This is a genomic window from Pseudomonas sp. FW305-20, from assembly GCF_058788075.1.
In genome coordinates, this window is record NZ_JBYTAJ010000069.1 from 1 (window position 1) to 1,605 (window position 1,605).

Consider the following 1,605-nt stretch of genomic DNA (forward strand, 5'->3'; position numbering starts at 1 on the left):
TCGGCGATGCATCGTTTCACTGCTGAGTTCGGGATGGGATCAGGTGGTTCCAATGCTCTATGGTCGTCAAGAAATTCGGTAGCCAGGTCGTGGGCCTTTGCAGGTTCACGCTCCAGCGAATGGGTATGTGATAGCCAGGTGTTTTGTGAGTATCTCGAACTTTCGGTTCGTTTCGTCTTCACACACCGCAATCTGGTGCCCTTTGCCTTTCAGCTCGAAGCATGCAAATTGCTTGGGTGTTATATGGTCAAGCCTCACGGGCAATTAGTATTGGTTAGCTCAACGCCTCACAGCGCTTACACACCCAACCTATCAACGTCGTAGTCTTCGACGGCCCTTCAGGGGACTCAAGGTCCCAGTGAGATCTCATCTTGAGGCTAGTTTCCCGCTTAGATGCTTTCAGCGGTTATCTATTCCGAACATAGCTACCCGGCAATGCCACTGGCGTGACAACCGGAACACCAGAGGTTCGTCCACTCCGGTCCTCTCGTACTAGGAGCAGCCCCTCTCAAATCTCAAACGTCCACGGCAGATAGGGACCGAACTGTCTCACGACGTTCTAAACCCAGCTCGCGTACCACTTTAAATGGCGAACAGCCATACCCTTGGGACCGGCTTCAGCCCCAGGATGTGATGAGCCGACATCGAGGTGCCAAACACCGCCGTCGATATGAACTCTTGGGCGGTATCAGCCTGTTATCCCCGGAGTACCTTTTATCCGTTGAGCGATGGCCCTTCCATACAGAACCACCGGATCACTAAGACCTACTTTCGTACCTGCTCGACGTGTCTGTCTCGCAGTCAAGCGCGCTTTTGCCTTTATACTCTACGACCGATTTCCGACCGGTCTGAGCGCACCTTCGTACTCCTCCGTTACTCTTTAGGAGGAGACCGCCCCAGTCAAACTACCCACCATACACTGTCCTCGATCCGGATAACGGACCTGAGTTAGAACCTCAAAGTTGCCAGGGTGGTATTTCAAGGTTGGCTCCACGCGAACTGGCGTCCACGCTTCAAAGCCTCCCACCTATCCTACACAAGCAAATTCAAAGTCCAGTGCAAAGCTATAGTAAAGGTTCACGGGGTCTTTCCGTCTAGCCGCGGATACACTGCATCTTCACAGCGATTTCAATTTCACTGAGTCTCGGGTGGAGACAGCGCCGCCATCGTTACGCCATTCGTGCAGGTCGGAACTTACCCGACAAGGAATTTCGCTACCTTAGGACCGTTATAGTTACGGCCGCCGTTTACCGGGGCTTCGATCAAGAGCTTCGCGTTAGCTAACCCCATCAATTAACCTTCCGGCACCGGGCAGGCGTCACACCCTATACGTCCACTTTCGTGTTTGCAGAGTGCTGTGTTTTTAATAAACAGTCGCAGCGGCCTGGTATCTTCGACCGGCATGGGCTTACGCAGTAAATGCTTCACCCTCACCGGCGCACCTTCTCCCGAAGTTACGGTGCCATTTTGCCTAGTTCCTTCACCCGAGTTCTCTCAAGCGCCTTGGTATTCTCTACCCAACCACCTGTGTCGGTTTGGGGTACGGTTCCTGGTTACCTGAAGCTTAGAAGCTTTTCTTGGAAGCATGGCATCAACCACTTCGTG

2 rRNA genes (1 of these 2 only partly in view) are annotated in these 1,605 nt (G+C 53.0%); both read right to left on the reverse strand.

Features of this window, described 5'->3' with window-relative positions:
- Window positions 1–71 (reverse strand): 5S ribosomal RNA (gene rrf / locus AC3WP4_RS28415); the annotation flags it as partial.
- A gap of 172 nt (window positions 72–243) precedes the next feature.
- Window positions 244–1,605, reverse strand: a 23S ribosomal RNA gene (locus AC3WP4_RS28420) (it continues 1,593 nt past the right edge of the window).